The organism is Kitasatospora sp. NPDC030952 (genome assembly GCF_055571335.1).
Genome location: NZ_JBVIFM010000014.1, coordinates 25488 through 49150, shown reverse-complemented (window position 1 = coordinate 49150; position 23663 = coordinate 25488). Strand labels below are relative to the sequence as shown.

The window sequence follows — 23663 nt, the reverse complement described above, 5'->3', positions numbered from 1 at the left end:
TCGGCTCCGGCGGACCGGGCGCGGACGGCGGTCGGGACGACACGCCGGAAGACCAGGGGGACGTTCCGTACTTGTCGGACACGCCTGCCCCGTGCAGGGCTACCGTACGCCCTAGGCACGACAAGCCCAAACACGCCCCTCGCCCTTGTGTCGCAAGGGTTCGGGGCGAGCTCGGGCGGGTATGGCCGCTAATCGGACATTTGACCGATCGGTGAACCGTCGTCGGAACGGCCCGGCGCGGGCCCGTCGGCGGCCCTCAGAGCCTGATGGTCGGGAAGGCCGCGGTGTCGAGCGTGCCGACGATGCCGGGGGTCGGACGGGCCGGAGCGGCCTCCTGGGCATCGGCCAGGGCCGCCTCGCGCACCGCGGAGGCGACGGTCTTGGCGACGTCCTTGTGGAAGACGCTCGGGATGATGTAGTTGGCGTTCAGCTCGTCGTCGCCGACGGTGGTGGCCAGCGCGCGGGCGGCGGCGATCATCATCTCGGTGTTGACCGTGCGGCTCTGGGCGTCCAGCAGGCCGCGGAAGACACCCGGGAAGACCAGCACGTTGTTGATCTGGTTCGGGAAGTCGCTGCGGCCGGTGGCGACCACCGCGGCGGTCTGCCGGGCCACCGCCGGGTCGACCTCCGGGTCCGGGTTGGCCAGCGCGAAGACGATCGCCTGGTCCGCCATGGTGGCCAGGTCGTCGCCGTCCAGGACGTTCGGGGCCGAGACGCCGATGAAGACGTCCGCGCCCGCCACGGCCTCCTTGAGGCTGCCGGTGCGGCCCGAGCGGTTGGTGTGCTCGGCGATCCAGCGCAGGCTGTCGTTGAGGTCCTCACGGCCCAGGTGGACCACGCCGTGCACGTCGGCGACGGTGGCGTGCTCGACACCGGCGGCCAGCAGCAGCTTGAGGATCGCGGTGCCGGCGGCGCCGGCGCCCGACATCACCACGCGGATGTCGCCGATCTCCTTGCCGACCACCTTCAGCGCGTTGGTGAGGGCGGCCAGCACCACGATCGCGGTGCCGTGCTGGTCGTCGTGGAAGACCGGGATGTCCAGGGCCTCGCGCAGCCGGGCCTCGATCTCGAAGCAGCGCGGCGCGGAGATGTCCTCCAGGTTGATGCCGGCGAAGCCCGGGGCGATCGCCTTGACGATGGCCACGATCTCGTCGGTGTCCTGGGTGTCCAGGCAGATCGGCCAGGCGTCGATCCCGGCGAAGCGCTTGAACAGGGCCGCCTTGCCCTCCATGACGGGCAGCGCGGCGGCCGGGCCGATGTTGCCCAGGCCCAGCACCGCGGAGCCGTCGGTGACCACCGCGACGCTGTTGCGCTTGATGGTCAGGCGGCGGGCGTCCTCGGGGTTCTCGGCGATCGCCATGCAGACCCGGGCCACGCCCGGGGTGTAGATCATGCTCAGGTCGTCACGGTTGCGGATCGGCAGCTTCGAGGACATCTCGATCTTGCCGCCGAGGTGCATCAGGAAGGTGCGGTCCGAGACCTTGCCGATCGACACGCCGTCGATCGCCCGCAGCTTCTCGACGATCTCCTCGCCGTGCGCGACGGAGGAGGCCGCCACGGTCACGTCGATCCGCAGCGCCTCCAGGCCGGAGGCGGTGACGTCGAGACCGGTCACCGATCCGCCGGAGGACTCCACGGCCGTGGTGATCGCGCTGACCGCGTTGCCGCGGGCCGGGACCTCCAGTCGCACCGTGATCGAGTTGGAGACACTGGGCACCGTCGCCATCGACGCTTCCTTCTTCCGTCTGTCCCGCAGGCTCAACATTTTGTTGAAGGCATCGCCTGCGCATGCTAGACCTCGATCGTCGCACCTTCCAAGCGGTTGCCAGAAATAACGTTCATTGAGTGTGCGGATCCGACAACCGGACCGGGTCGCCCACAGTCTCCGGCCGCACACTCCTTGCCTCTCCCGGCCGATGCGTTACATTGGACGGGACACCGGCTCGATCCAAGCCCCCGGGCCCAACCTTCGTCCCTTAGAGGGACCACTTGCCGCGAGGCGAGCATGGCGGGTCGGTGTTCTAAACGTCCGAAGGCCCCTCACCACCGGTGAGGGGCCTTCGTCGTGGGCGGGTCAGCCGTGCAGCAGCGCGGGCACGCCGGCCGCGTCCGGCAGGTCGTCAGGACCGGACAGCACGGTCAGCCGCTGGGTCGCCCGGGTCAGCGCCACGTACAGCACCCGCAGGCCGGCCTCCGACTCGCCGGCGATGCCGGTCGGGTCGGCGACCACCGTCGCGTCGTACTCCAGACCCTTGGCCTCCAGGCTGCCCAGCACCACCACGCGCCCGTCCAGGCCCTCGGCCCAGCCGGCCGCCTCGGCCCGGCGGTCCATCGGCACCACGATCGCCACGGTGCCGTCCACCTCGCCCAGCAGCCGCTCCAGCTCCACCCGGGCGGCCCGGCCGAAGGCCTCCGGCGCGGGGTCGGTGACGGCCGCGAAGCGCGGCTCCACGCCGACGTGGCGCACCGCGCTCGGCGAGGGCGTGCCCGGGGCGGCCAGGGCCAGCACCTTGGCGGCGACCTCGGCGATCTCGGCCGGGTTGCGGTAGTTGACGGTCAGCGTGAAGCGGCGGCGCGGCTTGCCGGCCAGCACCTCGTCCAGCGCGGCCTGGGCCTCCTGCGGGAACGGCCAGGAGGACTGCGCCGGGTCGCCGACGATGGTCCAGGTGGCCATCCGGGAACGCCGGCCGATCATCCGCCACTGCATCGGGGTGAGGTCCTGGGCCTCGTCCACGATGACGTGGGCGTACTCCTTGCGCTCCACCGGCTGGCGCTCCCGCTGGCGGGAGTTGCGGTCGGCGAAGGTGGTGACCTCCTCCAGGCCGCTCAGCAGGTCCACCGCGTCCACCTCGCGGACCTTCGGGCGGGCCGGCTCGCCGAGCAGCACCTGCAGCTCGTCCACCAGCGCCACGTCGTGCGCCGACAGCGCACCCTCGCCCTGCGGGGACAGGTGCCGCCAGGAGGCGGCCAGCACCCTGGCCTCGTCCGGGGTGACGGCACGGCGGGCGATCCGGTTGGTGTGCCGGGTCTGCTTGAGCGTGCCGAGCACCCGACGCGGGCTCAGCGGGGGCCACCAGGCGTCCAGGAAGTCCAGGAACGACGACTCGTCCGAGACGTAGTCGTCGAAGGACTCCTTCTCCTCCTGGCGCTGCTCCCGGGCGTAGTGGTCGGCCGGCTTGGGCAGGTGCCGGGTGGCCTCCTGCCACAGGGCGTCCAGCAGCAGCCTGCGGGCGCGCGGGCGCAGCAGGTTCAGCGGGGTGCCGCCGGAGCCCACCACGTTGCCGCGGACGGCCCTCAGCCGGCCCGCGTCCAGCTTCAGCACCTCGCCGCGGGCGACCACCTTGAGCTCCTGCGGGGCGCCCAGCTCCAGGGCCGCCCGGGCGGCCCGGCGCAGCAGCTGGACCATCCGCGCCGAGCCCTTGATCCGGGCCGCCTCCGGACTGTCGTAGGTGCCCGCCTCGATGCCGTCCACCAGGGAGCCGACCGCGCGGATCGCGACCTGGCCCTCCTCGCCGAGCGAGGGCAGGACGCCCTCGGTGTAGGAGACCAGCAGCGCGGTGGGCGAGACCACCAGGATGCCCCCGGCGTAGCGGCGGCGGTCCTGGTAGAGCAGGTACGCGGCGCGGTGCAGGGCGACGGCGGTCTTGCCGGTACCGGGGCCGCCGGTGACGAGGGTGGCCCCGGCCGCGGCGGCCCGGATCACCTCGTCCTGCTCCTTCTGGATCGAGGAGACGATGTCCCGCATGGAGTGGCTGCGGGCGCGGCCGAGCGAGGCCATCAGCGCGCCGTCGCCGACCACGGCCAGTTCCTCGCCGCCCAGGGTCGGGGTGAGGTCGGGGCGCAGCAGGTCGTCCTCGACGCCGATCACCTTGCGGCCCTTGGAGCGGATCACCCGGCGGCGGATGACCCGGCCGGGCTCCACCGGGGTGGCGCGGTAGAACGGCGCGGCCGCGGGGGCCCGCCAGTCGATCACCAGCGGGCCGTACTCGGCGTCCAGCACGCCCAGCCGGCCGATGTGGAGGGTCTCGGCGACGGCCGGGTCGGCCGGGTCGAGCGGGGTGTTCGACGGGATGCCGTGTTCCTCCGGGGCGTCGGCCTGCTGGAGGTCGATCCGGCCGAAGAGGAAGTCCTCGAACTCGTTGTTGAGCCGCTGGAGGTGCGCGCCGGCCCGGTAGACCTGGGCGTCGCGCTCGGCGAGGGCGCCGGGGGTGCCGACCTGGACCCGCTTGGCGGCGTCCTCGAGGATGTACTCGGCCTCGGCGAGCTTCTCCTCCAGCCGGTGGTAGACGGTGTCGAGGTGCTGCTGCTCACCGGCGATCTCGCGCTCGCGGACGGTCTCGTGATCGGTGGCGGGGGTGGTGTCCGTGTTGCTCTGCATGGCCTCGGTGGTTGCGACGGAATCCGGCTCCGGAAAACGAGCGGACGGATGATCCTACGCCGCGACCCCCCGCACGCGCTGCTCCGGAACGTACAAAATCGAAGGCCGCCCTCCGCATCAGCGGTGGACGGCCTTCGGTGTGAACATGGGGTGGTGGAGATGCCGGGAATCGAACCCGGGTCCAGTGGAGTTAATTCAGGGCTTCTCCGAGCGCAGTCCGCTGTGCTTTTCTCGGCCCTGGCGGTCACACGGACAAGCCGCCAACAGGCCCAGCTGCTGTTTGATTTCCCATCCACCCCCGCAGCCCGGGCGGACGGTTGAGTTCCCTAGATTATGCCAGGGTCCGGGTCGGGAACTCCCCGGTCTGACACCCAAGCGCTATCGGTGCTTATTAGGCAGCGAGAGCGAACTGCTGGGAATCGCGCTTAGAGTTGGCGATTATTTTTTTGCGACACGTGGTTAACGAGATCATTGCCGCGTTCCTCGGCTCGCTTCCCCTGTTTCAACATCCCCTGTCGAAACCGATCATCCCCATGTTTTTTTGAGAAACAGCTCGGACGATGACCGTCCGTGTTGCTTGCGCCATAGTACGCGAGGCGACGGGTGAGGGTCCAGCGGATTAACGCTGGCGCCGCCGGGCCGCCGCCACCGCGCGGGCCGTCTCGCGGGTGTCCTGCTTCTCCCGCAGCGTCTGGCGCTTGTCGTACAGCTTCTTGCCGACGGCCAGTGCGAGTTCGAGCTTGACCCGGCCGTCCTTGAAGTACAGGGACAGCGGGACCAGGGTGTGGCCCGCGTCGCGGACCGTGCTCTCGATCTTGCGGATCTCCAGCCGGTGCAGCAGCAGCTTGCGCTTGCGCCGGGCCGCGTGGTTGGTCCACGTCCCCTGGGTGTACTCGGGGATGAAGACGTTGTCGATCCACGCCTCGTGGTTCTGGATGTAGGCGTAGCCGTCGACCAGGTTGGCCCGCCCCTCCCGCAGTGACTTGACCTCGGTGCCGGTGAGTACGAGGCCGCACTCGTAGGTGTCGAGGATCGTGTACTCGTGCCGCGCCTTCTTGTTCTGCGCGATCAGCTTGTGTCCGGTTTCCTTTGCCATAGCGCGGTCATTCTCGCACTTCGAGGCCCGGTCGGGCAGCTGCTTTAGGCGCGGGCGGCCGGGTCAGGACTGGGTGCCGAGGCCGGCGAGCACCCGCAGAGCGAGCGCGTCGGCGTCCTCGCCGGCGCCGGCCGGGACGTCCGGGGTCAGGCCGGTGCCGTCCAGGGAGCGCCCGGCGGGGGTGTAGTAGCGGCCGACGGTCAGCTCCAGCACCGCGCCGTCGGCGAGCCTGCTGGGCTGCTGGACGGTGCCCTTGCCGAAGGTCCGCGAACCCACCACGACGGCGCGGCTGCGGTCCTGGAGGGCCCCGGCGAGCAGTTCGGCGGCGCTCATCGTGCCGCCGTCCACCAGCACCACCAGCGGGGTGCGCCGGTCGCCGCCCGGCGGGGCGGTCAACTCCCGCTTCTCGCCGCGCTCCTGGTACGAGCCGACCGCACCGCCGTCCAGGAAGCTCCCGGCGGTGCCGACCGCCTCGTCCAGCAACCCGCCGGAGTTGGCGCGCAGATCGAGCACCACGCCGCTGTGCGGGCTGCGCAGCGCGGCGCGCACCTGATCGGCCACGCCGCTGGTGAAGGCCCGGACGGTGATCCGCAGCACGCCCCGCTCCAGGTGCTCGGCGGTGACCTGCCGGCTGTCCAGCAGCACCCGCCGCAGCCGCAGTTCGCGCACCTCGCCGTCGCCCCGCCGCACGGCCAGGGTGACCTCGGAGCCGGCCCGGCGCTCGTCGCCCTGGCCGCGCAGCCGGGCCACCACCTCGGTGACCGGCAGCCGGTCGGCCTGGTCCCGGTCGATCCGCAGCAGCCGGTCGCCGGGGGCGATCCCGGCCTCGGCGGCGGGCCCGGCCGGGGTGACCTGGGAGACCTCGGTGACGCCGTCCTCGCCCCGGTCGACCGACAGCCCGACGCCGGGGTAGCGGCCGTCCAGGCCCTGGCTGAACTCGGCGTACTCCTGGGCGCTGTAGTACGCGCCCCAGCGGTCGCCGCCGGCCGCGAGCAGGTGCTCGGCCTGCTGCTCGGACAGCGCGGCGCCGGCCGGGTCCGCGGGCGGCCCGGCGGCGACCGGGGCGTGGTCGGCGGAGGTGCGGCGCGGCGGGCCGCCCGGGTCGCCCCAGGCGCCGGTCGCGGCGCCGACCAGCAGCACGGCGCCGAACACCAGGCCGAGGGCGGCCACCTGACGTGCCCCGCGCGGAGTTTGCAGCATGGCACCGGAGTGTAGACACCGCGCCGCGGGCGGCGGGCCGGAACGGCGGAGCGCGGAACGGCGACGGCCCCGTACGGCGCAGTGCCGTACGGGGCCGAAGGAGCCTGCGGGGATCAGACCTTGAGGTACTTGCGCAGCGTGAAGAACGCCGCGATACCGGCCATGCCCATACCGACCACGACCAGCAGCGGGATCACCGCCAGCACCGAGCCGAGGCCGATGAAGTGGATGAACTGCACCCGGTCGGCCAGCCAGTTCTGGACGAAGAAGTGTCCGCCGATCAGCAGACCGGAGGCCAGCGCCGCACCGAGCAGCGCGGAGAACGCGGCCTCGGCGATGAACGGCATCTGGACGTAGAAGTTCGAGGCACCGACCAGGCGCATGATGCCGGTCTCGCGCCGCCTGCTGTACGCCGACACCCGGACGGTGTTGACGATCAGCAGCAACGCGACGAAGAGCATCAACACCATGATCACGAACGCCGCCGTCTGCAGGCCGTTGAGCAGGCCGAACAGGTTCTCCAGGATCTTCCGCTGGTCCTCGACCGACTTGACGCCGGGCTTGCCCGCGAAGGCGCTCTGGATGACGTCGTACTTGGTCGGGTCGTTGAGCTTCACCCGCCAGGACTGCGGCATGGCGTCGGGGCCCAGGACGGAGATGAGCGGGTTGTCCGGGTTCATGTCCTTCCAGTGCTTGTACGCCTCCGCGGAGCTCTCGTACGTGGAGGACTGGACCACCGAACTCATCTTGTCCAGCTGGTCCTTGATGTCCTGGACCTGCTGGTCGGTAGCCGCACCCTTGTCGCACTGCGGCGAGTTGCGGGCATCCGCCTTGGTACAGAAGTAGATGCTCACCTCGACCTTGTCGTACCAGTACCCCTTCATGGAGTTCACCTGGTCGCGGACCAGGAGCGAGGAACCGGCGAGGGCGAGGGAGAGCGCGACGCTGACCACGACCGCGATGGTCATGGTCAGGTTGCGTCGGAGACCCACACCGATCTCCGACAGGACGAACTGGGCACGCATGCGGGAAACAACTCCAGGGTCGGTACTGCGCGGTCGGGCGGTCCGGGCCGACGGCCCTACGGGGTCAGCGCTGGTCGGTCAGTGCTGGTATCCGTAGACGCCGCGAGCCTGGTCGCGGACGAGCAGCCCCTTGTCGAGTTCGATGACTCGCTTGCGCATCTGGTCGACGATGGCCTGGTCGTGGGTGGCCATCAGCACCGTGGTGCCGGTGCGGTTGATCCGGTCGAGCAGCTTCATGATGCCGACCGAGTTCTGCGGGTCGAGGTTACCGGTGGGCTCGTCCGCGATGAGCAGCATCGGGCGGTTCACGAACGCCCGGGCGATCGCGACGCGCTGCTGCTCACCACCGGACAGCTCGCCCGGCATGCGGTCCTCCTTGCCGCCGAGGCCGACCAGCTCCAGCACCTCGGGCACCACCTTGCCGATGGCGCTCTTGGGCTTGCCGATCACCTCCAGCGCGAAGGCGACGTTCTGCGCGACCGTCTTGTTCGGCAGCAGGCGGAAGTCCTGGAAGACGGTGCCCAGCTGGCGCCGCATGTGCGGCACCTTCCAGTTGGACAGCTTGCCGAGGTCCTTGCCCAGCACGTGCACCGCGCCCGTGGAGGGACGTTCCTCCCGCAGGCACAGGCGCAGGAAGGTGGACTTGCCCGAGCCGGACGAGCCGACCAGGAAGACGAACTCACCCTTCTCGATCTCCAGCGAGACGTTGTCCAGGGCGGGACGGTTCTGCTTGGGATAGGTCTTGGAGACGTTGTCGAATCTGATCACGGCTGCATCACGGAGGCCATCCTAGGCGGCGCCAGTCCTCGGTCGATCCGCCCCGGCGGCCCGGCCCGGGAGCGGGCGACGGGAGCGCGGAGGGCCGCTCCCGGTCTGGGACCATACGCGAACCGGCGACCGGCTCGCAGGGACAGCCCAGGACGGACCTCCGAATCTGGGGGAGAATGTCCGGCTGTGCCCCGATAATTGCGAGCCATCTCACAGCCCGGGAGCCGGAAGCGCCAGAACCTGGCAGAGTGGAGGTGGCGACCGTGTTCGGTCGCTCCCCCGTACAGGGCAGACTCCCCCGTACAGGTAGGAAGAGGGAACCAAAGCCCCGTCCGGTGCGTTGGCTGTAGCAGCGAGGAGGAGATCGCATGACGTGCGACCATCTGGTGTGCGCCAACTGCAACGGCCGCGTCAGCGACGGGCGTTGCCCGGTGTGCCGCGCCAACCGGGCCCGGCTGCAGGAGCAGCAGGGGCCGTTCGCCACGCTCTCCCCCGCGATGCTGCTGGCCCTGCTGGCCGGGCTGCTCGCGGTGGCGCTGATCGCGCGGCAGGCGCTGGGCTGAGACCCCGAGGTGCGACGAAGGCCCCCGACCACTGCGGTCGGGGGCCTTCTCGGTGTCTGTCCGGGTGCCTACTCGGCGCGTGCCACTCGGCGCCGTGCTTACTCGGCGCTGGTCTCGCGCTGCTTGCGCCAGCGGATGCCGGCCTCGATGAAGCCGTCGATGTCGCCGTCCAGGACGGCCTGCGGGTTGCCCGCCTCGTACGCGGTGCGGACGTCCTTGACCATCTGGTACGGGTGCAGGACGTAGGAGCGCATCTGGTTGCCCCAGGAGCTGCCGCTGTCCTTGAGCGCGTCCATCGCGGCCTTCTCCTCCTGGCGGCGCCGCTCGAGCAGCTTGGCCTGGAGGACGTTCATCGCGGACGCCTTGTTCTGGATCTGCGAGCGCTCGTTCTGGCAGGAGACCACGATGCCGGTCGGGAGGTGCGTGATGCGCACCGCCGAGTCGGTGGTGTTGACGCCCTGGCCGCCGGGGCCGGAGGCGCGGTAGACGTCCACCCGCAGCTCGCCCTCGTCGATGTCGACGTGGTCGGACTGCTCGACGACCGGGAGCACCTCGACACCGGCGAACGAGGTCTGCCGGCGGCCCTGGTTGTCGAACGGCGAGATGCGGACCAGGCGGTGGGTGCCCTGCTCGACCGAGAGGGTGCCGTAGGCGTACGGCGCCTTCACGGTGAAGGTCGCCGACTTGATGCCGGCCTCTTCGGCGTACGAGGTGTCGTACACCTCGGTGGGGTACCCGTGCCGCTCGGCCCAGCGCAGGTACATGCGCATCAGCTGCTCGGCGAAGTCGGCGGCGTCCACGCCACCGGCCTCGGCACGGATGTTGATCAGGGCCTCACGGGCGTCGTACTCGCCGGAGAGGAGGGTGCGGACCTCCAGCTCCTCGACGGCCTTCTGCAGCGAGACGAGCTCGACCTCGGCCTCGGCGCGGGTGTCCGCGTCGTTCTCGGCCTCGGCCAGCTCGAACAGCACGCCCAGGTCGTCGATGCGGCCGCGCAGGCCCTCGACGCGGCGCAGTTCGCCCTGGAGGAAGGAGAGCCGGCTGGTCACCTTCTGCGCGTTCGCGACGTCGTCCCACAGGGTGGGGGCGGCTGCCTCCTCCTCCAGGACCGCGATGTCGGCCCGGATCTTGTCCAGGTCGAGGACGGCCTCGATCGACCCCATGGTCGTATCGAGGTTCTTGAGCTCTTCGGAAGGATCGACGGCTGCCACGCCCCCCAGGGTAATGGTTCCGGGGGTGGTCATGACGACACCCCCGGTTCCCCCGGGGTCACGGCGCCCGCGGGGCGGTCCCGTGCACGGCCGGACGGGACGGGTGGCCGCCGCCCGGCTCGGTGGCCGCGAAGGCCGTCCAGGCCGCGGCGGCACCCGCCAGCAGCAGGACGGTGGCCAGCAGGACGGCCAGCAGCCGGCGGCGGCGCAGCAGGGCCGCGCGGTCCCGGCGGTGGCCCGGGGCGGTGCGCTGGGCGCGGGACTCGGCGGCGTACGCGGCCAGTTCGTCGGCCGAGGGGCGACGCAGGCTGGTGTGGGTGTCCCGGGTGGAGTCCGGGGCGACGCCGGGCACCAGCGGGACGGCCGGGCCGCGGCGGCGCTTGTGGACGCCCGGGCCGGCGTCGACCTCCGCGTAGACGGCCTCGCCCGGGGTCAGCTGCTCCTCCGCCGGGGGGCGGCCCTGGGTGGGCACGGCCAGCACCGGCAGGCCGGCCAGCGAGGGCAGCTGCTCGCGCAGCCGGGCGGCCAGCTCGGCGGCGCGCAGCCGGGAGGCGGGGGCCTTGGCCAGGCACTCGGAGATGATCCGCCACAGCCCGTCCGGCAGGCCGGGGATCGGCGGCACCTGCTCGGTGACGTGCCGGCGCAGCACCGCGCCGGTGTGGCCGCCGCCGAACGGGGTGGAGCCGGCCAGCAGCTCGTACAGCACGGTGGCGAGGGCGTAGATGTCGACGGCGGCGCGCGGCTCCAGGCCCTCGATGATCTCGGGGGCGAGGTAGTCGGGGGTGCCGATGATCCGGGTGGCCCGGGTGCGGCGCGGGGCGTCGACCAGGCGGGCCACCCCGAAGTCGGTGAGCTTGGCGCGCGGGGCACCGCCTGGGCCGGGGGCGGCGGCGAGGTCGAGCAGCACGTTCTCCGGCTTGACGTCGCGGTGGACGATCCCGGCGGCGTGCGCGGCCGCGAGGCCGTCGGCGACGTCGGCGATGACCGAGGCGGCGATCTGCGGCGGGAGGGCGCCGTCCCGCTCCAGCCGGGAGCGCAGGTCGGTGCCCTGGACCAGTTCCATCACCAGGGCGAGGTCGCTGCCGTCCACGACCATGTCGCGCACGCCGACCACCCGGGGGTGGTCGAGGCTGGTCAGCGCGGTGCGCTCCTGGACGAAGCGGCCGACCAGCACCTGGTCGGCGGCGAGGTCCTCGCGCAGCAGCTTGACCGCCACCGGGCCGTCGGGCCCCTCACCGAGCCAGACCGTCCCGGCCGAACCCCGGCCGATGACCTGGTGGACGGTGTACCGGCTGCCGATCTTGCGTGCCAATGCTGCTCCGTGGGCGGCGCGGGAGCGCTCCGGGGGTCCGGGCGCGCTCGGTGGGGCGGGACAACAGCGACCAACCTACGCGCCCGGACGCCCCGCGCGGGCCGCCTGGGGGCCGTGGAGCGGGACTCGGGGGCGATAAATCTCGCGGATTGTCGACAAAGCGTCAATCCTGGCTTCCGGAACCGGTCCGGACCCCCGGTCAGCCGTCGGGGCGGCCCGCCCGCGCCGTCCCGCCGCCCGACGCCGCGCTACGAGCCGGAACTGCCGAAGACGCTGCTCACCCAGGACCGTGCGCTGTCGTACCAGCTCACGACGTTGTCCCAGTAGTGCGGCAGCGAGGTGAAGTTCCACAGCGCCAGCGCGGCCACCGCCAGCACCAGGAGCACCATCAGACAGCCCTTGAGGCAGCCCAGCCCCGGGATGTACATCCGGTTGCGGCTGCGCGGACGGCGCTCGCGCGGCGGCGCGCTCTCCCGGCGGGACGGCTCGCGCGGCTCCTCCCGAGGCGGCCGGGGCTCCCGGTACTGCGGCGCGGGCGGCTCGGCCCGGCGCGGCACCGGGGTGGGCGGAGGCGGCGGCGGGTAGCCGCCCTGCGACTGGCCGTACCCGCCCGGGGCCTGCCGGTAGCCGCCGGGCGGCTGCGGGCGGTCGCCGCCCCGGCCGCCCTGGCCGCCTTGAGGCCCCTGGCCCCGCTGATTGGCCTGGTAGGGCGGCGGGGCGACCGGCGGGCGCTGGGCGTAGCCGGGCGGCGGCCCCGGCCGGCGCGGGTCCGGCTGGTAGCCGGCCGGCGGCTGCGGCTGGTGGCCCTGGCCGCCCGGCCCGCCCGGGCCGGCCTGGTACGGCGCCGGGGCGACCTGCGGGTCCTCGAAGTCCTCCGGCCCGAAGTAGCCGACCTGGGTCTGCTGGTTGCGGTCGCGCGCCGCCCGCAGCTGGGTCTGCCACGGGTGCGGCGTCTCCTCCGGCGGCCCCGGCGGCCCGGCGGGCGGGGGCGGCGGCACGGCGGTGGGCGGCATCACCTGGGTGCGGTCCTGGCCGCCGTGCGGGGGCGCGGGCGGCGGCTGGGTGCCCATCACCCGGGTCGACGCGGCCGGGTCGTACTGCGGGCCGCCCGGGGCCGGCGGCAGCACCTGGGTGCGGTCCTCGGTGCCGTACGGGCCGCCGGGCGCGGCCGGCACGCTGCCGGGGACGGCGGTCGGCTGCGGGTCCGGCAGCAGCAGGGTGCCGACCGCGAGCGCCTCGTCCACCGCCGCCGGGGAGGCGTGCACCCCGACCCCGGCCGCGACCACCCGCAGTGCGCGGGCCAGCGTGGTGGCGCTCGGCCGGTGCGCCGGGTCCTTGCGCAGACAGCGCTCGATCACCGTCCAGAGCGGCTCGGGCATGGTGCTGGGCCGCTGCGGCTCCTGCGCCAGGTGGGCCTGGAGCACGGCCAGGGCGCTGTCGCCCTGGAACGGCTGGCGGCCGGTGACCAGCTCGTACAGCATGATCCCGGCGCCGTAGACGTCCACCGCGGAGGTCTGCGGGCGGCCCTCGGCGGACTCCGGCGCGACGTACGCGGGGGTGCCGACGAACTCGTGGGTGCGGGTGACGCCCGGGGAGTCGGCCAGCCGGGCGATGCCGAAGTCGGTCAGCATCGGGTGCATCTGCTCGGTGCCCTGCACCACGGTGGAGGCGAGCAGCACGTTGGCCGGCTTGAGGTCGCGGTGGACGATCCCGTCCGCGTGGCTGGCCGCCAGCGCGTCCGCGACCTGGGCCATCAGCAGGGAGCCGGCGATCGGGCTGAACGGGCCGTTGGCGCGCAGGTAGCGGGCCAGGTCGGGGCCCTCCACCAGGTCCATCACCAGGGCCAGCAGCTCGCCCTCGACGACCAGGTCGCGGACCCGGACGATGTTCGGGTGGTTCAGCCGCAGCAGCAGCGAGCGCTCACGCAGGAAGCGCATCACGACGTCCGGGTCGGCCGCCAGTTCCTCGCGCAGCACCTTGATCGCCACCTGCTGGCCGGGCTCGCTGCCCGGCACCTGGACGTCCTCGCGGACCAGGCCGCGCCAGACCGTCCCGGTGGCCCCCCGCCCCAGGGTCTCCTCAAGCAGATACTTGCTGCCGACTGGCCGCACCTGTCGCACTCCTCGCCGTGCCGCCCGCGCGGGGCGCTCCCCCGCAGGTGTGCGGTGAGCCTGCCGGGCCCGTGTTCGGGCCACTCTAACGGTGTCCGTACTGGTTTTTGAGGTGCCCGGCAGGCCATCCGAGCGGGGTTGGGGGACATCCCCTAGGGGACTGCCCGGAGGCGCCCGCCGGGGCCCGCCGCCGGTCCGCCACCGGTCCGCCGGGGCGGCGGTTGACCTGACCCTCCGTCGCCTCCACCATGGCGATGATCGCAAGATCGTCAAATCCGGTACCGGGCGCGGACTGTCCACGCCGGATGGCAGGATGGACACTCGCCACTCGTGTGGCCCAACGGGTCGCCGAGACCGCCCCGCGTGTCCGCGACGACACCGGGCAGCGGTACCAGGCATCACACCAGCAGAAGGGACCCGCGGGCGAGATGCAGATCCGGCTGACCGTCCTCCGACCGCGCAGCGGCCCGACCGCCGCCGGCTCCGCCATCCCCTACGTGGACGTGCTGGTCACCGCGCCCGTCGGCACCGCGCTCGGCGCCATCGCGGGCGCGCTCGCGGGCGCCGTCGGCGTGCGCGGACCGCGGGCCGCCACCCACGTGCACCTGTACGCCGGGGCGCACCGGGTGGACGAGCACACCCTGCTCGGCCACCCACCGCTGCTCGACGGCGCCGTGCTCAGCCTCAACGAGCCCGACCCGACCGCCGACGACCCCGACGACGCCCCCGCCGCCGCCGAACTCCGGGTGGTCGGCGGCCCGGACGCCGGCGGCGTGCACCGGCTGCACGGCCGGGAGATCCGGGTCGGCCGCTCCGGCGAGGCCGACGTCCCGCTCGACGACCCGGACGTCTCCCGGCTGCACCTCACCCTGCACCTCGACGACGACGGCCGGATCGCCGTCCGCGACCTCGGCTCCACCAACGGCACCACCCTGGACGGCCGGATCGTCCCGCCGCTGCCCCCCGAGGCCGCCGTCCCGCTGGAGAACGGCGCGCTGCTGCGGATCGGCGAGTCCACCCTCCAGGTCGTCGAACCGGCCGACCAAGCCTCCGTCCGGGCCGCCCTGCCCGACGGCAACGGCCACCTCCAGCTCGCCGCCCCCGGCCCGGCCCGGCCCGCGCCGCCGGTGATCGAACCCCCCGCCGCCCCCGAGCCCGCCCCGGGCCGCGGCCGCGGACTGTTCTCCCTCCTGCCCGGCCGCGCCGCCGAACCCCCCGGCCAGGAGAGCGCCGAACGCCACCACGCCGCCGTACGGCTGCGCCAGGCCGCCGCCCAGCGCGAACGCTGGCCCGACCTCGCCACCGTGCTGCTCAACGCCGTCGGCCCCGGCCCCCGGCTGTGGGAGCGCGGCCCCGGCCACCCCGACGCACTCACCCTGCGCCTGGGCACCGCCGACCGCCCCGGCGGCCCCGGCACCACGCCCGGCACCATGCTGCCCGCCGTACCCGTCACCCTCGACCTCCAGACCGCCGGCAGCCTCGGCCTCAGCGGCCCGCGCGAACGCCTGGACGCGCTCACCCGCGCCGTCGTCGCCCAGCTCGCCGCGCTCCACCCGCCGACCGGGCTGAGCCTGGTCGTGGTCGACGCCGACCCGGTCCGCAGCCCCGAGGAGCGCGTCGACACCTGGGCCTGGGCGCTGTGGCTGCCCCACCTGCGCCCCCTCGACGGCCAGGACTGCCGACTGCTCCTCGGCCTCGACGACGACCAGGCCACCGCCCGGCTCACCGAACTCACCGCCCGACTCAGCGGCCCCAGCGGCCTCGGCGGCCACCCCGCCACCGTGGTCGTGGTGGACGGCCGCCCGGCCACCGAGACCGCCCGGCAGGCCCTCGACCTGCTGCTCCGCCAGGGCCCGGCGGTCGGCATCTTCCCGATCTGCCTCGCCGAACAGCCCGAACTGCTCCCCCGCGGCCTCGGCGCCACCGGCCTGATCACCGGCGAGGTCGGCACCCAGCTCTCGCTGGACCGCCCGGTCGCCCGCGGCCGGGAGACCCTGCACGAGGTCTCACTGGACGCCGTCTCCGACGCCTGGGCCGAACGGCTGGCCCGCGTCCTCGCCCCGCTGAGGGAGGCCGCCCCGGCCTCCCGCGGCCCGCTGCCGGACGCGCTGCGACTGCTCGACCTGCTCCAGCTCGACACCGTCACCCCGGCCAAGCTGTCCGCCCGCTGGGACGCCCACGCGGGCGGCATCGGCGCCGCCACCGGGCTGCTCGGCACCACCCGGGACGAGCTGTGCACCCTCGACCTGGCCGACCCCGAGCTCACCCTGCCCTCCCCCGACCCGGGCGGCCCCCACCTGCTGATCGGCGGCGCCCGCGGCTCCGGCAAGACCGAGCTGCTGCGCACCCTGGTCGCCTCGCTCGCCGTCTCGGAGCGGCCCGAGCGCCTCGCCGTCACCATCATCGAGGGCCGGGCCACCGGCGAGGGCCAGGACGGCCTGGACGGCTGCACCGAACTGCCGCACGTCACCGGCCGGGTCAACGCCGCCGCCGACCCGCGCGCCGCACTCCTCGCGGCCGAGGCACTGGAGGACGAACTCGCCCTGCGGGAGCGGCTGTTCGACGGCCTGGACTTCGCCTCCTGGCACGCCACGCGGATCTTGGACGAGCACAGCCTGGACGAGCACAGCCTGGACGGCCACGGCGCGAACGCCGTACCGGTGCCCGCCACCGTCGGCGCCGGCCCGGCCTCCGCCGTGCCCCGGATCATCCCGCCGCGCAGCGCCGACGGCCCCCGGGCCTCCGCCGCGCCCGCCGCTCCCGTCCCGGCCCGGCTGATCGTCGTCGTCGACGACTACGACGCGCTGCTCTCCCCCGTCTCCCCGGTCGGCCGCCCGCTGGCCCGCGCACTCGCCGCCGTCGCCCGGCGCGGCGGCCCGCTCGGCATCCACCTCGCCGTCGCCACCGGCAGCCCGGAGGAGAGCGCCGGCACCGAGGTCGACGAGGCCGCCCTGCTGCGGATCGCGCTGCGCACCGAGGACCCGGCCGACTCCGACCTGCTGATCCACCTCGGCGACGCGGCCGCCCTCCCCGAGGACACCCCCGGCCGCGGCTACCTGCGCCGCCCGGACGGCGGCGTCACCGCCTTCCAGACCGCCCGGATCAGCGGCCGCATCCCCCGCACCGCCACCCTGCGCCCCACCGTGGTCGCGATAGACCCCCTCCAGCTCGGCGCCCCACCCGCCCGCCGCCCGGTCCGCGAACTCGGCAACGGCCCCACCGACCTCGCCCTCCTCGCCAGCGCCCTCCAACGCGCCGCCGCCCGCTGAGCCCCCGCAGAGCGCTCTTCACGGGCGGCCCAGCCGAGTCGGCCGGCCCGCCGAAGCCAGCGGCGGGACCTACCCTCCCGCCCTCCTCATCTCTTGTTCTGCGCAGGAAGTCGGTCAGACCGACTTCCTGCGCAGAACAAGAGGCGACTGGACCTGGCCACTACGGGGGAATGCGCGAGCACGGAAAACACGGGGCCGGCCTTCGCAAGCGGTTGGCACCCAGCGTAGTGACTGTGCTACTTTCCGCATCATCAACAGAACATAGAAGACCCCGGCGGTGGTGGAACACCCCGGGGTCCGGCACAGGAGCAGCAACTCCCAATGCAGATTCATCGTAGCGCCCACGCGCGCTGTTTCACCGTACTTCCGAACGGCCTCCTCCAGGACCGTCGCCTCAGCTACACCGCCCGGGGCCTGCTCACCGATCTCCTCTCCCGCCCCGACGGTTGGCGCGAGGACGGGCGGCACATGGCCGACACCAGCACGCAGGGGCGCGGCGCAATCCGGCGGGCGCTCAAGGAGTTGAAGGACGCCGGGTACTACCGGGTCGAGACGGTCCGGCAGCCCGACGGCACCATCCGCTCCGAGGCGCACGTCTTCGACACACCCCGACCGGCACCAGCTGTCCCCCCCCCCCCCCCCCCCGGCTTCCGGTGAGCCCGAGACCGGTCCGCCTGACAGCCCTGTAGTAAAGAACCCGGGAGAAGTACCCACCCTCCCCACCCAGTTGACGCCGGCGAACGAGCAGACCCGCAGGGCGGTGGCCGTCCTGTTCCGCGCGATCCGCCCCGAACCCCGACTGCGCCTGGGCGAGGCCGAGGCGCAGCAGCTCGCGCCCCTCGTGTCGCAGTGGCTGGAACGCGGCAGCACCGCAGCCGAGTTGGCCAACGCCCTGCTCCCCGGCCTGCCCTCGCCCGTGCACTCCCCGGTGGCGATCCTGCGCGACCGCCTCCAACGCAAACTGCCACCCGTCCAAGCGCCTCCGGCCACCCCCGCCGAGTGCGCCAAGTGCCACGACCCGGTGCCCCACCCCGGCATCTGCCGCCCCTGCGCGGGCCTCGGCGGCACCAGAACGCTCGCGATCGGCACCGGCGCCACCGCCACACCCGACGGCGCCGCCCGTGCCCGCGCAGCGCTGCGCGGGCACGGGATGCCTGCCCTGGCGGCCGGCCACTGAGAAGATCAGGCGCACTTGATGTCGCGGTCGGCCACGGCCATCCCGACGACCTTGCCGCCATTCACCGTGAACTCGTACTTCCAGCCCTGCCGGCCCTCGACCGGCAGCTCGTACTTGCCGCTCTTGGCCAGTTGGAGGCCCTTGCCGCCGTACGCCTGCTGCAGCGCGTCCACGGTGGAGCCGGCGCCGATGCCCTCGGCGGTCCTCGCCTCGGCCGGGGCGACCAGCTCGCGCAGCACCACCGAGACGGCCGCGCCCACCGCGCGGATCGGTCCCCGGTACTTCCCCATGTCGTTCCCCCAGAAAGATCGTCCGGGAGCACCGTACCGAAGGTGCGCCCACGATCCGAACCGGTTTCCGGCCGGGTACGCGGAAGGGCCCGCGTCCGAGGACGCGGGCCCTTCCGAACAGCCGTCCGTCAGCGCATCGAACCGGTGCGCAGCAGGGTGCGGATGACGCGCATCGCGACCGAGAGGCTGGACAGCTCGTAGTTGTCCGAACCCCTTATGTCGTCGAGGGTGGCCTTGGCGCGGTTCAGCAGGGTGGAGTTGAGGTCCGCCCAGGCGTTGTAGCGCTCCTCGGGGGTGGCGCCGTCGGGGCCGCAGGCCAGGATGTCGGCGGTCAGCGCCGCGTGCGCCGCGAAGAGGTCCTCGCGGATCGCGGCCCGGGCCATCGACGACCAGCGGTCGGTGCGGGGCAGGTCGATGATGCGGTCGAGCAGGTGCGAGATCTGCAGCCGGTCGCCCAGGTCGTAGTACAGCTCGGCGACCTCGGCGACGTCCTTGCCGGAGCGGTCCGCGACCTCGGTGATGTCCAGGGTCGGGAAGACCGAGGACAGTCCGGCGATCCGGGTGGCCAGCTCGTCGGGCACGCCGGCCGCGGCGAGCTCGCCCTGGATCGACTCGAACCAGGTGAGGTCCTCACCGCGCAGCGGCTTGGGCAGCGAGCCCCAGACCTGGCGGATCCGGTCGTGGAAGAACTCGATGGTGCCGGCGATGTCGAGCGGCTGGCGGCGGTTGTTGAGCATCCACCGGGTGGCGCGCTCGACCAGGCGCCGCGAGTGCAGCCGCATCTTGGTCTGGATCCGGGCCGGGACCTTGTTGTCCAGGCCCTCGATCTCGGCCCAGATCTCCTCCAGGCCGAAGACGGCCCGCGCGGCGGTGTGCGTCCGGGCGATCTCCTCGTAGGTCGCGCCGGTCTCCTCCTTCAGGCGGAAGGCGAAGGTGCAGCCACCGCGGTTGATCGTGTCGTTGACGATCAGCGTGGTGATGATCTCGCGGCGCAGCGCGTGGTTGTCGATCGCGTCGGCGAACTTCGCCCGCAGCGCGCTCGGGAAGTACTCGTGCAGCGCGGTGCGGAAGTACGGGTCGTCCGGCAGGTCGGTGGCCAGCAGCTCGTCGGCCAGGATGATCTTGGTGTAGGCGAGCAGGACGGACATCTCCGGCTGCGAGAGCCCGCGGCCGTTCTGCTGGCGCTCACGGATCTGGCGCTCGGCGGGCAGGAACTCCAGCCCGCGGTCGAGCCGGCCGGCGCCCTCGAAGCGGTTGATCATCCGCGCGTGGACGTTGACCATGCTGTGCGCCTGGGCGACGGCGTTGGCCAGCACCACGTTCTGCGCGTAGTTGTTGCGCAGCACCAGGTGGCCGACCTCGTCGGTCATCTCGGCGAGCAGCACGTTGCGCTGCTTGACCGTCATGTCGCCCTCGGCGACGACCTGGTTGAGCAGGATCTTGATGTTGACCTCGTGGTCCGAGGTGTCCACACCGGCCGAGTTGTCGATGGCGTCGGTGTTGATCCAGCCGCCGCGGCCCTCGGGGCCGCCGGTGGCCGCGTACTCGATGCGGCCGAGCTGGGTGCAGCCGAGGTTGCCGCCCTCGCCGATGACCCGGGCCCGGACCTGCTCGCCGTTGACCCGGATGGCGTCGTTGGCCTTGTCCCCGACCTCGGCGTTGGTCTCGGTGGAGGCCTTGACGTAGGTACCGATGCCGCCGTTCCAGAACAGGTCGACCGGCGCCTGCAGGATCGCCTTCATCAGCTCGGCCGGGGTCAGGCGGGTCTCCTGGATGCCCAGGGCGGCCCGGACCTGCGCGCTGACCTGGATCGACTTGGCGCTGCGGGGGAAGACCCCGCCGCCGGTCGAGATCAGCGACTTGTCGTAGTCGTCCCAGGAGCTGCGCGGCAGCTCGAACAGCCGGCGGCGCTCGGCGTACGAGACGGCCGCGTCCGGGTTCGGGTCCAGGAAGATGTGGCGGTGGTCGAAGGCCGCGACCAGCCGGATGTGCTCGCTGAGCAGCATGCCGTTGCCGAAGACGTCGCCGGACATGTCGCCGATGCCGATGACGGCGAAGTCCTCGGACTGGGTGTCGACGCCGAGCTCGCGGAAGTTGCGCTTGACCGACTCCCAGGCGCCGCGGGCGGTGATGCCCATGCCCTTGTGGTCGTAGCCGGCCGAGCCGCCGGAGGCGAAGGCGTCGCCCAGCCAGAAGCCGTACGACTCCGCGACGCCGTTGGCGATGTCGGAGAAGGTCGCGGTGCCCTTGTCGGCGGCGACGACCAGGTAGGTGTCGTCCTCGTCGTGGCGCACCACGTCGGCCGGGTGGACGACCTCGCCGGCCACCAGGTTGTCGGTGATGTCGAGCAGCGCCGAGATGAAGGTCTTGTACGAGGAGATGCCCTCGGCCAGCCAGGCGTCGCGGTCCACCGACGGGTCCGGCAGCTGCTTGGCGACGAAGCCGCCCTTGGCGCCGACCGGGACGATGACGGTGTTCTTGACCATCTGGGCCTTGACCAGGCCGAGGATCTCGGTGCGGAAGTCCTCGCGCCGGTCGGACCAGCGCAGACCGCCGCGGGCGACCTTGCCGAAGCGCAGGTGCACGCCCTCGACCTGCGGCGAGTAGACCCAGATCTCGAACGCCGGGCGCGGGGCCGGGAGGTCCGGGATGGCCTTCGGGTCGAACTTCATCGACACGTACGAGTGCCACTCGCCGGCGCCGTCGTGCTGGAAGAAGTTGGTCCGCAGGGTGGCCTTGATGAGGTGCAGGAAGGAGCGCAGGATGCGGTCCTCGTCCAGCGAGACGACCTCGTCGAGCGCGCCGGCCAGCTCCTCCAGGATGCCCTCGGTCAGCTCGGCGGCGCCCAGCTGGTGGCTGGGGCTCAGCCGGGCCTCGAACAGGTTGACCAGCAGCCGGGTGGTGTGGGTGTTGTTGCGGAGCGCGTCCTCCATGTAGTCCTGGGAGAACGTGGAGCCCGCCTGGCGCAGGTACTTGGCGTACGCGCGCAGCACCATCGCCTGGCGCCAGTTCAGCCCGGCGGTGAGGACCAGCTCGTTGAAGCCGTCGTTCTCGGCCCTGCCGGTCCAGGTCGCGGCGAAGGTGTCCTGGAAGCGCTCGCGGGCCTCCTCGGTGAGCTCGGTGGCCTCGCGCAGCTTCAGGCCGAAGTCGTACACCCACGCGGTGGTGCCGTCGGAGCGGCGCAGCGCGTACGGGTGCTCGTCCAGCACCTCGACGCCCAGGCGCTGGAGGACGGGCAGGACCTCGCTGAGCGAGATCGGGCCGCCGACCCGGTAGATCTTGAAGCGGCGCTCGTCGTCGCCCGCGCCGACCGGCTGGTACAGGTTCAGGCGGAAGTCGCCCTCACCGTGCAGCGACTCGATCTGCTTGATGTCCGAGACGGCGGTGCGCGGCGGGAAGTCGGCGCGGTAGCCGTCGGGGAAGGCGTTGGCGTACTTGTGGCCGAGCTCGGCGGCCTTCTCCTCGCCCAGCTCGGTGTGCAGCTGGTCGTGGAAGCCGTCCATCCAGAACCGGGCGGCCTCGGCCAGCCGGTTCTCGATCCGCTCGATGTCGGAGTCGGTGAGCCGGGGCAGCTCGGTGCCCGGGGCGACCCGGACCACGTAGTGCAGGCGGGTCAGCACCGACTCGGTGGCGTACACCGTGTAGTCGATGGTGGCGCCGTTCAGCTCTTCCTTGAGGATGTCGGTGAGCAGCAGCCGGATGCGCGTGGTGTAGCGGTCGCGCGGCAGGTAGATGAAGGCGGAGAAGTAGCGCCCGTACTCGTCCTGGCGCAGGAAGAGGCGCAGCTTACGGCGCTCCTGCAGGTAGAGCACGCTGGTCGCGATGGAGAGCAGTTCGGAGGCCGCGGTCTGGAAGATCTCGTCCCGCGGGAAGGTCTCCATGATCTGCAGCAGGTCGCGGCCGTCGTGGCTCTCGCTGGAGAAGCCGGAGCCGTCCAGCACCTCCTGGACCTTGCGGCGCACGACCGGGATGCGGGTGACCGACTCGGTGTACGCGGCGGAGGAGAACAGGCCGAGGAAGCGGCGCTCACCGGTCGGCTCGCCGGCGGCGTTGAACTTCTTGACGCCGACGTAGTCCAGGTAGGAGGGGCGGTGCACGGTGGAGCGGCTGTTGGCCTTGGTGAGGACGAGCAGCTTCTTCTCGTGGGCCTTGGCGCGGACCGGGGCGGAGAGCCGGCCGAAGGCCTCGGAGACCGAGTGGTGGCGGTCGTCGTGGCTGTGCGGGTCGGAGCGCAGGATGCCCAGGCCGGTCCCGGCGACGGCCTTGAGGACCTCTTCGCCCTCGTGCTCGACCAGGTCGTACTCGCGGTAGCCGAGGAAGGTGAAGTGGTCGTCGGCGAGCCAGCGCATCAGCTCCCAGGCCTCGCCGACCTCCTGCTCGGCCAGGCCGGCCGGGGGCTCCTCGGCCAGCTCGTCGGCCAGGCGCAGCGCGCTGTCGCGCATCTTGCCCCAGTCCTCGACGACCTCGCGGACGTCGCCGAGCACCCGGCGCAGGTTGGTCTCGATGCCGCGCAGGTCGTCGCGGTCGGTCTCGCGGTCGATCTCGATGTGCATCCACGACTCGACGGTCGCGTCGGCGGGCCACTCGGCGCCGGCGGCCTGGCTGCGGGAGCAGGCGTCGACGTCCAGGATCTCCAGCAGCTTGCCGGTGATGTCACGGCGGACGACCAGCTGGGGGTGGATCACGATGTGGATCGCGCGGTCCTGGCGGGACAGCTCGTTGGTGACGGAGTCGACCAGGAAGGGCATGTCGTCGGTGACGACCTCGACCACGGTGTGGCCGCAGGACCAGCCGTTCTCCTCGACCGAGGGGGTGTGGACCCGCACCTCGGCGGTGCCCTGGGGACGCTTGAGCCCCAGGCGGTAGTGGGAGGCGGCCGCGCCGTACACGTCGACCGGGTCGCGGTCGACCAGGTCCTCGGGCGCGGTGTGCAGGTAGTAGTGGTGCAGGTACGCGGTCAGAGCGCCGTTGCTCAGACCCTCCCCGGGCGCCGCTCCCCCCACCTGGCTGTTCTCAGCGGCTACGGCTGCCTTCTTGAGCAGTTCGGCCTTGGCTGCGTCCAGCTTGGTCTGCATGACTTCTTGGCTCCTGTCGCGCGCCGTTGCGTGACTCGGTGGTGTGTGGGTGTACACCGACGGGTCGCTCGCAATCCTGCCGCACCGTCCGACTGAAAGGGGCTCATGGCACGCATGAAACGCCCTCCCAGCGGGTAGGACGACTCGTTCGTCCTGCAAGCCACCCGACGACGCCAGCCAGCCTAACC

Annotated in this window: 15 protein-coding genes and 1 other RNA gene; 4 read left to right on the top strand and 12 right to left on the bottom strand. The window is 72.6% G+C overall.

All coding sequences use genetic code 11. The features are described 5' to 3' along the window. Positions 1-256: 256 nt before the first annotated feature. The 7 genes from ACZ47G_RS23615 to ftsE all read right to left on the bottom strand — a co-directional run bounded on the left by ACZ47G_RS23615 (position 257) and on the right by ftsE (position 8467). A complete protein-coding gene (locus ACZ47G_RS23615; RefSeq protein ID WP_380453679.1) occupies positions 257-1726 on the bottom strand; it encodes an NAD-dependent malic enzyme in 1470 nt (489 codons plus the stop codon). Between the two features lie 348 nt (positions 1727-2074). After that, on the bottom strand, positions 2075-4378 hold the full coding sequence (locus tag ACZ47G_RS23610) for a HelD family protein (RefSeq protein ID WP_380453677.1): 2304 nt from the start codon (positions 4376-4378) through the stop codon (positions 2075-2077). Positions 4379-4529: 151 nt separating this feature from the next. Then, positions 4530-4911: a transfer-messenger RNA gene (gene ssrA / locus ACZ47G_RS23605) on the bottom strand. An 86-nt stretch (positions 4912-4997) separates the two neighbouring features. Next, positions 4998-5474 carry an SsrA-binding protein SmpB gene (gene smpB / locus ACZ47G_RS23600; protein WP_465745654.1) on the bottom strand — a complete coding sequence of 159 codons (477 nt, stop codon included), beginning with the start codon at positions 5472-5474 and terminating at the stop codon, positions 4998-5000. Positions 5475-5537: 63 nt separating this feature from the next. Then, the gene (locus ACZ47G_RS23595; protein WP_465745652.1) at positions 5538-6674 is read right to left on the bottom strand and encodes a S41 family peptidase; all 1137 of its coding nucleotides are present in this window, start codon (positions 6672-6674) and stop codon (positions 5538-5540) included. A gap of 113 nt (positions 6675-6787) precedes the next feature. After that, positions 6788-7699, bottom strand: a complete 912-nt coding sequence (gene ftsX, locus ACZ47G_RS23590) for a permease-like cell division protein FtsX (protein WP_465745650.1) — start codon at positions 7697-7699, stop codon at positions 6788-6790. Between the two features lie 78 nt (positions 7700-7777). Then, positions 7778-8467 (bottom strand): cell division ATP-binding protein FtsE, encoded by a 690-nt coding sequence (ftsE, locus tag ACZ47G_RS23585; protein WP_188307673.1) that lies wholly within the window; start codon positions 8465-8467, stop codon positions 7778-7780. A 368-nt stretch (positions 8468-8835) separates the two neighbouring features. Here ftsE and ACZ47G_RS23580 point away from each other — a divergent pair, with 368 nt between their 5' ends. Next, positions 8836-9030, top strand: coding sequence for a hypothetical protein (locus tag ACZ47G_RS23580; protein WP_380453671.1), 195 nt, complete (start codon positions 8836-8838; stop codon positions 9028-9030). A 98-nt stretch (positions 9031-9128) separates the two neighbouring features. On the opposite strand, the gene prfB is transcribed toward ACZ47G_RS23580, so the two are convergent. From prfB to ACZ47G_RS23565, 3 genes are all read right to left on the bottom strand, one after another. Then, complete coding sequence (prfB, locus tag ACZ47G_RS23575; RefSeq protein ID WP_380453669.1) at positions 9129-10241, bottom strand: peptide chain release factor 2; 1113 nt, start codon at positions 10239-10241, stop codon at positions 9129-9131. A 58-nt stretch (positions 10242-10299) separates the two neighbouring features. Continuing rightward, on the bottom strand, positions 10300-11553 hold the full coding sequence (locus ACZ47G_RS23570) for a serine/threonine-protein kinase (RefSeq protein WP_465745647.1): 1254 nt from the start codon (positions 11551-11553) through the stop codon (positions 10300-10302). A 248-nt stretch (positions 11554-11801) separates the two neighbouring features. Further along, positions 11802-13664, bottom strand: a complete 1863-nt coding sequence (locus ACZ47G_RS23565) for a serine/threonine-protein kinase (RefSeq protein ID WP_465745645.1) — start codon at positions 13662-13664, stop codon at positions 11802-11804. Between the two features lie 428 nt (positions 13665-14092). Between ACZ47G_RS23565 and ACZ47G_RS23560 the strand changes: the two genes are divergently transcribed. The 3 genes from ACZ47G_RS23560 (at position 14093) to ACZ47G_RS23550 (ending at position 18110) form a co-directional block, all read left to right on the top strand. Further along, the gene (locus ACZ47G_RS23560; RefSeq protein ID WP_465745935.1) at positions 14093-16933 is read left to right on the top strand and encodes an FHA domain-containing protein; all 2841 of its coding nucleotides are present in this window, start codon (positions 14093-14095) and stop codon (positions 16931-16933) included. 321 nt (positions 16934-17254) lie between these two features. Continuing rightward, positions 17255-17590: a hypothetical protein gene (locus ACZ47G_RS23555; RefSeq protein ID WP_465745643.1), complete on the top strand. Its 336-nt coding sequence runs from the start codon at positions 17255-17257 to the stop codon at positions 17588-17590. 70 nt (positions 17591-17660) lie between these two features. Beyond that, complete coding sequence (locus ACZ47G_RS23550; RefSeq protein WP_465745641.1) at positions 17661-18110, top strand: hypothetical protein; 450 nt, start codon at positions 17661-17663, stop codon at positions 18108-18110. A gap of 5 nt (positions 18111-18115) precedes the next feature. On the opposite strand, the gene ACZ47G_RS23545 is transcribed toward ACZ47G_RS23550, so the two are convergent. Beyond that, on the bottom strand, positions 18116-18400 hold the full coding sequence (locus ACZ47G_RS23545) for a hypothetical protein (protein WP_465745639.1): 285 nt from the start codon (positions 18398-18400) through the stop codon (positions 18116-18118). 128 nt (positions 18401-18528) lie between these two features. After that, positions 18529-23475, bottom strand: coding sequence for an NAD-glutamate dehydrogenase (locus ACZ47G_RS23540; RefSeq protein WP_465745637.1), 4947 nt, complete (start codon positions 23473-23475; stop codon positions 18529-18531). Between the last annotated feature and the right edge of the window lie 188 nt (positions 23476-23663).